The organism is Alcanivorax sp. HI0083, assembly GCF_001635175.1.
On sequence record NZ_LWFX01001027.1, the window covers coordinates 1 to 8588 of the forward strand.

Consider the following 8588-nt stretch of genomic DNA (forward strand, 5'->3'; position numbering starts at 1 on the left):
GACCACGGAATCAGGAGCGATATCGCGGGTGAAATTAATCCGGATAGCCCGGTCTGCCGGCAGGTGGGAAACCGGGTTACGGTCATCTTCGGTTTTGCCACCCTGACAAAAACCGTGGTTGCCGAACTCGATTTCCCAGTGCTCCTTGTCACTGGCACAGGGGAAGCCTGGATAGGTCGTCAGCACACGGGGCGGCGGCAGATCACCGACAAGGGCCGCCAACTCGAAACTCTGACTCACCGGGTTGACTGCATTACCAGGCAGATCCGTCACGCTGCCATCCACCACGGCGGTATAACTTTCACCAAAGGCCAGCGGCTCAGCCGGTCGCATCACCAGGCTGGCACCGTCCAGATACCAGTCGGTGTCCACGTAACTGCCGTTGTGCTGCAGGCCAAAGCTGGTGCCGGCATGCAGGCTGGCGTTGTCCAGTGGTTCACTGAAGTTCAGAATCACCGCATCGCCCGGGCGTGCACTCATGGCCATGCCATTGTCATCCACGGCGGGCACCATGGATTGCAGTACCGGGGCGGTCATATCCGGCACCGGCTCAGGGGCGTTTTCCTGATCCTCGTAGGATTTCATGTGGAAACTGAGCAGGCCGAAGGCGGTTTCCTGTCCCAACACCTTGGGTTCCACGATACCCACCGCATCAATTTCCATGCGGCCGTCCTTCACCAGCGCCATGCCGTTCAATTCCACGTGCATCAGCATCTGGCTCAGCGCGCCGTTGGCTTCCGGATTTTCCGCCGTCATGGACACGTCCATGTACAGCTTCACCTGTTTCGGCGCTTCGTGGGCATCGCTGTAGGGGTTGGGCATCAGGTAGCCGGAGGCATCAGACAGGAAAGTCACGGCAATGGCGCCGGTCTCGATACCTGCCTTCACTTCACCGGCCACTCTCACTTCAATGTTGCTACCGCTAAGCAGGCTGTTGCGAGGAATTCGCAGCGGCGATACGTCCGGGTAGTTGGGCAGGAACGCCAGTTCGGCAAACACATCGCCACCTTGCATGGTGGCATCCTTGCTGCCCAACAAGGTGGACTGCACCGGCACACAGTTCATGGTGGCACCGGTGAGCTTGGCGACCAGCGCGCCGTCCGCATTACAGGGATCGTCCGCCTGGTCGGTGGCACTAACCACTTCCTGCACCAGGGTGGCGCGGGGGTTGGAGTCTTTTGCTGTCCAAGTTTTCTCGAAACCACCGGTGAGGCTGTCCTCGGACTCACCACGCACCGAGGTACTGAACGACAAGGTGTAGCTCTCGCCCGGCGTCAGGTCTTCCAGCGGGTCCACCGTGACCGCATTACCTTTTACCAGCAGGGCCGCGGGCACCAGGCCATCACTGCCTTCCAGCGTCACGGAGTCGCCATACACCAGGGTGCCGGCATCCAGCATCTGGTTAAAACGCACCCGCAGAGTGGAAAAATCCATGAATGGCAGCTGTTCACCATCCGGGATCACATTACGCACCGCCAGATCCGGGGAGGCCATGCGGCTGGACACAGGCCCATCGCTGGACAGCCGGGTAACGAAGTCCAGGCCACCATCCGGGAACACCGGGGAGCCGTTTTCCGTTTCTATGCCATTCAGTACCAACCGGTAACGGGTATGGGTTTGCAGCGGCGCATGCGGCTGCAGCATGACCCCCATGCCCTCATCCACTGACTGCGGCGCCTGCAGGGCCACCTGGTTATTGCCGGTATCAGGGCAATCCCCGTCCAGCTGGGCACATTCCAGTAACGTAAAGTGACTGGCATCCACCGTGACCGGGTGGGAAAACCGGATCGACAGCGGCGTCTTCGGTGCCAGATCCTGCTGACCGTCGTAGGGGAAACTGTAATAGACCTCACCGGTCTGCCAGTTTTCCAGGGTGGGCTCGTCACCGGCCTCACCGCCACAGGCAGCCAGCAATGCGGCTGCCGTAGCCAGAGATAGCGCTTTTAATTTCATCGCCATTAACTCCTAGAATTTGAGGGTGATGGAGCCGGAGAAAACATGCACATCGCCTTCCGCTTCCACGGTTTCGTAGGATTGCGGAAAGCTCGGGGAACGGCGGTCGTACAGATCGAACTCTCGCGGGTCGAGCTGTTGATACTGGTAGGCCAGATCAAAACGCACCGGGTAAGCCAGCACCGGGACAGACTTGTATTCCGCGGTGAGGCCCAGCCCCAGAATCATCTTGTCCGCATCCAGGTAGTTCACTTCCAGTGATGCGTTGGAATCCAGCGGCGATTCACTGAACGCCACACCGCCGGTTAGCTTGTAGGTGTCGTTGATATTGAATTCGCCACCGATACGCGGCACCACAATATCCTTGAAGCGCAGCTCGTAAGGCGCGCCGCCGGTGTTCACGGCCTGGTCCTTGATGGTATCGCCTTCCAGCTCTTCTTCCAGGCGCGACCATTCCTGCATTTCCAGGGTTACCCCAACGCGCCAGCGCTCCCGGCCATAGGCCAGACCGGCGGCATAGATATTCGGCTGATAGGAATCGATGGTGGTAATCGCCAGGTTGATGCCCGGGTCCAGCACGGTGCCGGGGATAGTGATGGTGGAATCCACCGTGGTGTTGGTGTTGGAGTAACCACGGTAACTGAACGCGGTTTCCAGCCCGTTGAACCAGCAGTTATCACCTTCACTGCAGAAGCTTTCGCCCCAGTCCATGTTGAGACCGAAGATCGGCCGGATGGAGGGTTTGGCCGACACATTCAGGGTTTCGTAGCTGGTTTCCCCAGCCAGTGTGGACGTGGCGACCAGCTCCGCTTCCGAATGCAGGGTAATCCGTGCGGACAGCCCCATATCCAGGCCACGCCAGATTTGTGTCCCGCCGCCCAGATTCAGAAACAGCGGCTGGCGACCGTATTCAAAATACTGGCCGGAGGTGGAAGTCTGCGAATTAAACGCCAGCATTTCCTCGCCGTATTTTTCCACGCCGAGCATAAAACCCAAGTACAGGGGATGGTCATACTGGGTCAGGGAAGTGAGGTCGGTCTTCATGCCCAGCAATACCTGCTGGGACGGTGAATCCTGGAGAATATCGCCATCGCGAAGCGGGGCGGCCCCACCACCGACAGAACGGGCACGCAGCTCATGGTCCGCGTGCAACAGGCCGGTGGTCAGCTCACCGCGGCTGTCCTTGGCCAGATAAGCCGGGTTGTAATAAGTCGCGGATACCTGGCTATTGAACATGGACAAGGCCTGGGCGGAGGCCAGGTCGGAGGGCAGCACCCCGTAGGTGGTGCCGATGTTTCCCATGCTGGCCATTACCGGTGACACAGACACAGCGCCAATTCCCGCCAGAACGGCAGGAAGTAATTTCCGTATTGTCATGAAGCTCTCCACAAGACGCGCCCGAAGCGGGGCCGTTGTTATTATTTGGCGGTACGCAAATTCAGGCGCACCTGATCGTTGTGCTGAGCAGTTTTTTGCTCAATATTATTGATACCATCGTGCCAACAATTGAGCGCGTTTAATCACGACAATGTCTCAAAAAATCACAGTGTTTACATATATACACAAAAGCAAACATATGAATTACATTCAAAATACGTCTTTCTTCGTACAAAACGCCTGAAAAGCCGCATCTTTACCCCGATGAGCAGCCATTACCCACGAAAAACATGGAGCGGATTGCACGACTGTTAACCTGACGACGAGACCGCAGGAACCGCGGCACAAACAGGGAAGATAACCGAGCGCGGTACCGCCAAGGCGGAGAGGCACACGCTGGGCAGAATGGCAGACAGCTTTGTGAATGTTTCTGCAAAAGCCGCGCTATTAGCGGCGACGACTTAACACCATGACAGGCACCAGCCCCAGCAACACCAGAGTCAGTGACGGGGCAGCGGCGCGTTGCCACTCCCCTTCGGCGGTAAGCTCATAGATACGCACTGCCAGGGTATCCCAGCCAAAGGGGCGCAACAAGAGGGTGGCGGGCATTTCCTTCATCACATCGATGCCCACCAGAAGCAAGGCCGTAAACAGCCCCGGCAGCATCATCGGCAGGTACACCCGGCGCCCCACCTCCGAAGCGGTTGCGCCCAGGGTGCGGGCCGCTTCCACCAAACTGGGGCGCACCTGTTGCAACGCGTTTTCCACCGGGCCGAAGGCCACCGCCAGAAAACGCACCACATAGGCCAGAATCAGCGCCGCCAACCCGCCCACAAGCGGGATCGCCAAACCCCACTGGTCCAGCCGGGCTTCCGCTGCGCTGAAGCTGACCATGATGCCCACCGCCAGCACCGAGCCGGGCAATGCATAACCCAGCGTAGCCAACTGCACCGAACCGGACACCGCCCGCGACGGCTGGTGGCGCTTGACCCAGGCCAGCCAGCTGGCCAGCACCAGCACCAGCGAGGCAGCCATGGCGCCCAGCAGGAAGGTGCGCCAAATCAAACTGAAGAAGCGGCTATCCAGCCCGTCGATGCCCGTGGCTACCACCCAGTACAACAGGCGACACACCGGCAGCAAAAAGGCCATGAACAGCACCGCAAAGGCGAAGGCGGAGATCAGCCAGGCACAACGTGGTCGCACGCGCATGACCTGCCGCCCTCCCAGTTCGCTGAAACGGGCACGGCGCCGACCACGGCGTTCCAGCCACAGGGAGACCAGCACAAACAACAACAACAGCGACGCCAGTTGCGCCGCCGCCTGCAAGTTGAACAGGCCATACCAGCTTTTATAAATGGCAGTAGTAAAGGTATCGAAGTTGAATACCGACACCGCCCCGAAGTCCGCCAGGGTTTCCATCAGCGCCAGCGCCAACCCGGCGGCAATGCCCGGCCGCGCCATGGGCAACGCCACCTTGAAGAAGGCGCGGACCGGGCCGTCGCCAAGAATCCGCGCCTGCTCCAGCACGGCACGGCCCTGGGCCTGAAAGGCCAGCCGCGCCAGCATGTACACATAGGGGTAAAGCACCAGCGAGAGGGTCACCACCACCCACAGGGGGTGGCGGGCGCTGAAGCCGGGGAAGGCATTCCACCAGCTGCGCATCTGGGTCTGGATCGGCCCGGCATAGTCGAGCAGATCCACCAGCACGAACGCCAGTACATAGGCGGGCATGGCCATGGGCAGCAGTAACGCCCATTGCAGCCAGCGACGACCGGGAAAATCCAGGGTGGCCACACACCAGGCCAGGGTGATGCCCAGCAGCGACACGCCAATGGCCACGCCGATCATCAGGAATACCGTGTTGCCGATCAGGCGCAACAGCACCGTGTCCATCAGGTGCTGCCAGGTCGCCCATTCCTGCTGTCGCCAGGCAGCGAGCAGCACCAGAATGGGCACCACGACCAACAGGGCCAGCGCAATCACGCTGGCCCCACTGAACGAAAACGCGCCGCGCCGAATCACCGGTTAGCGGTATCCGGCACGGTCCATCAGTTTCACCGCCTCCACCTGGAGAGCACCGGCCACACTCACGTTCAGATCATCAGACTTGAACTCGCCCCAGGAGCGCACTTCTTCCGGGGGAGTCACCGACGCATTTACCGGGTATTCCAGGTTGCGGTCGGCCAGCAGCTGCTGGGCGGCGGGCTGGGTCATCCATTCCAGCAGGGCTTTGGCTTTCTCCGGGTGCGGTGCGTGCGTCGTGATGCCGGCACCGGAAATGTTCACGTGCACGCCACTGCTCTCCTGGTTGGCCCAGAACAGCCCCAGCGGCAGCTGCGGGTTATCGCGCTTCATGCGGCCGTAGTAGTAGGTATTAACAATGCCCACATCACATTGGCCGGCAACGATGGCTTCCATCAAGGCGGTGTCGTTGGAGAACACATCCGTGGCCAGGTTGGCCACCCAGCCACGCACGATTTCCTCGGCCTTTTCTTCGCCCAGGCGCTCAATCATGGTCGCCACCAGCGACTGGTTGTAGACCTTCTTGGAGGTGCGCAAGCACAAGCGCCCTTTCCATTTCGGGTCGGCCAGGTCTTCGTAGGTGGACAGCTCACTGGGCTGCAACCGGTCCTTGGAATACACCAGTGTGCGGGCGCGCACGGTCAAGCCGTACCATTGCTTTTTCGGGTCGGTGAGCGCATCGGGCACATTGTTTTTCAGCACCACGGATTCCACCGGGCTGAGCAGGCCTTTTTCTGCCGCATTCCACAGGTTGCCGGCGTCCACGGTGATCAGCATATCCGCCGGAGAGCGCTCACCCTCGGCCTGCAGACGGGCGGTGAGGGCCGAGGCATTGTCGGTGATGTAGCGGATACGCACACCGGTGGCCTCGGTGTAGGCATCGAACACCGGCTTGATCAGGTGATCGTTGCGGGAGGTATACACCACCAGTTCTTCATCGGCGGTCGGTTCGGAACACCCCCACAGACCAGACGCCATTACCAAGGCGCCAACTAAGATGCCAAACACGCGCATATCCATTCGCTCCAATTATTCGCAAACAAGAATGATTCTTAATTTCCGCCAGTATGGCAGCTAACGCGAGCCAGCTCTAGCGCCAAACGCTGGTGGTTTTGCCCGGGCCGGCAAATCCGTGGTTCGCCCCATGGCCTGACGGGCAAAAAAAACTTTCACCGGGCCGGCCTGATTCACCCAGCGCATACCAGTGTTACGCAACCAACGCACCGGCATGGCACGCTGCTCGAACAGGGACTGAAAGCCGCGCATGGCATTCTGCATCAGCAGGTTCTCACCGCGGCGGCGGCGCTGATAACGCGCCAGGGCAGCCGGGTCGGCACAGCCGCGCCCCTGCTCACTGGCCCGCGCGATTTCTTCTGCCAACACCGCCGCATCCAGCAACCCCAGGTTCACACCCTGTCCGGCCAATGGGTGTATCACGTGGGCCGCATCGCCCACCAGCGCCAGGCCAGCCGCCACATACTGACTGGCGTGACGTTCCTGAATCGGAAATACCGCCCGCTCGCTGAGCAGGGTCACCGGCCCCAGGGCGTCGCCCACGGCGGCCTGCAACTCTGCCGCGAAAGAGACCGCATCTTTCTCGCGCAGTTCCGCAATCCGTTCCGGCCAGCCAGACCAGACGATGGAACATTGCCGCTGGCCCCCTTGCTCCGCGTCCGAGAATAACGGCAACAACGCCAGCGGCCCGCTTTCCATAAAGACCTGCCGGGCACAGGCGCCATGGGCCTGCGCAGTGGCGATGGTCGCCACCAATGCATGATGGCCACTGTCGCGCGGACCACCACTGATACCCGCCTGTTCGCGCACCTGCGAACGGGCACCGTCGGCCCCCACCAGCAGGTCTGCCTGCCAGAGGGTATCGCCACTGCGCACCGCCCATTGCCCGGTGTCGGCATCACGGCGCAGGGCATCCACCTGCACGCCGCACTGCCAGTCCAGCGTCGGCAAGGTAGCTGCTTTCTGGTACAACGCGGCGGCCAGGTGGCCGTTTTCCAGCAACCAGCCCAGGCTCTCGGCGCCTACGTCTTCAGCCTGAAACAGCACCTCGCCAGTGCCATCCTGGTCCCACACCTGCATGGCACTGTAGGGCTGCACCCGCGACGCATCCAGATAATCCCACACCCCGGTATTGCGCAGCAGCCAATGGCTGGCTTCGGTAAGCGTGGACACCCGCAACTGCGCCTTGCCCTGCGGCAGGGCCGGGGCAGGGGCACCGTCCAGCACGGTCACCGTCAATCCCTGCTCTGCCAGCAGCACCGCCAGCAACCCACCGGTCATGCCACCGCCAACGATGAGGATGTGTTGTTCGTTACTGCCAGTCATATACTTCACCCAAAGGACGGAAATGCCCTCTCCACCGTCAGTACTATTCAACCAGCCGCGAACGTTTAAAGTGTAAAGTTCAAACGCGAGACGGGTTTGGCGCCACGCTGAACGGAAGGTGTTTCGCGCTGAACGCGGGTTCGGACTTCGGGTACCGGGAACCCCTTGCACGCGCTTTTCAACTTTAAACTTTGAACTTTCAGCTGCTCTTAAAGCCCCATGGCCCGTTTCGCAAAACCACTACGCAGCCCGGGCAGAATATCCATGGCCACCAACCCCAACTGGCGACTGTGCGCAAACAGCGGTTGCTGCACCCGGAACAGTTCCGGTACCCAGCGGGATGCCTGACTGATCAGGGCCTGATCCTTTTCCCGTTTTTGTGCGTAGGCCTGCAGGGTCGCCAGGCTACCGGGGTCGGCATTGCCGCCTACGGTCTGCGCCAGCGCCAGCAGATCCCGCACCGCCAGATTAAAGCCCTGCCCGGCTACCGGATGCAGGGTGTGAGCGGCATTACCGACCACCACGCCATGGGGCACCACCTGGGCACAGGCCTCGGTGAGGATCAGCGGGTAGCGCTGGCGTTCACCGATACCACAAAGCCGTGGCGCCTCTGCCGGGCAACGACCTTGCAGCTGCGCCAGTGCTTCGTCGTCCGCCAACGCCATCCACTGGTCCACCTGCGCCCGCGGGCCGGTCCACACAAGCGCCATGCGCTGGTCGGGCAGCGGCAACAGGGCCAGTGGGCCGTCATTCAGAAAGCGTTCGCAGGCGATTCCCTTGTGGGGCTCTTTCAGGGACAGGTTAGCGATCAACGCATCGTGACCAGTGTCGTGGTCACGGGCGCTAATGCCGAGCCACTCCCGGGTCTTGGACCGGGCGCCGTCGGCGGCGATCAA

At 61.0% G+C, this 8588-nt stretch carries 6 protein-coding genes; all 6 read right to left on the reverse strand.

Features of this window, described 5'->3' with window-relative positions; all coding sequences use genetic code 11:
* The coding region (locus A3754_RS12950; RefSeq protein ID WP_197468646.1) for an Ig-like domain-containing protein at nucleotides 1–1959 on the reverse strand (1959 nt) is incomplete at its 3' end.
* Nucleotides 1960–1965: 6 nt separating this feature from the next.
* Nucleotides 1966–3330: an outer membrane protein transport protein gene (locus tag A3754_RS12955; RefSeq protein WP_063520026.1), complete on the reverse strand. Its 1365-nt coding sequence runs from the start codon at nucleotides 3328–3330 to the stop codon at nucleotides 1966–1968.
* Nucleotides 3331–3777: 447 nt separating this feature from the next.
* Nucleotides 3778–5352, reverse strand: coding sequence for an iron ABC transporter permease (locus A3754_RS12960; protein WP_082872258.1), 1575 nt, complete (start codon nucleotides 5350–5352; stop codon nucleotides 3778–3780).
* Between the two features lie 3 nt (nucleotides 5353–5355).
* Nucleotides 5356–6330 carry an extracellular solute-binding protein gene (locus A3754_RS12965; RefSeq protein WP_231880617.1) on the reverse strand — a complete coding sequence of 325 codons (975 nt, stop codon included), beginning with the start codon at nucleotides 6328–6330 and terminating at the stop codon, nucleotides 5356–5358.
* Between the two features lie 96 nt (nucleotides 6331–6426).
* Complete coding sequence (locus A3754_RS12970; protein WP_063520027.1) at nucleotides 6427–7692, reverse strand: UbiH/UbiF/VisC/COQ6 family ubiquinone biosynthesis hydroxylase; 1266 nt, start codon at nucleotides 7690–7692, stop codon at nucleotides 6427–6429.
* Between the two features lie 209 nt (nucleotides 7693–7901).
* The coding region (locus tag A3754_RS12975; protein WP_197468647.1) for an FAD-dependent monooxygenase at nucleotides 7902–8588 on the reverse strand (687 nt) is incomplete at its 5' end.

Coding starts and splice junctions, on each gene's coding strand:
- A3754_RS12955 (WP_063520026.1), bottom strand. CDS start 3,330: ATGACAATACGGAAATTACTTCCTGCCGTTCTGGCGGGAATTGGCGCT.
- A3754_RS12965 (WP_231880617.1), bottom strand. CDS start 6,330: ATGGCGTCTGGTCTGTGGGGGTGTTCCGAACCGACCGCCGATGAAGAA.
- A3754_RS12970 (WP_063520027.1), bottom strand. CDS start 7,692: ATGACTGGCAGTAACGAACAACACATCCTCATCGTTGGCGGTGGCATG.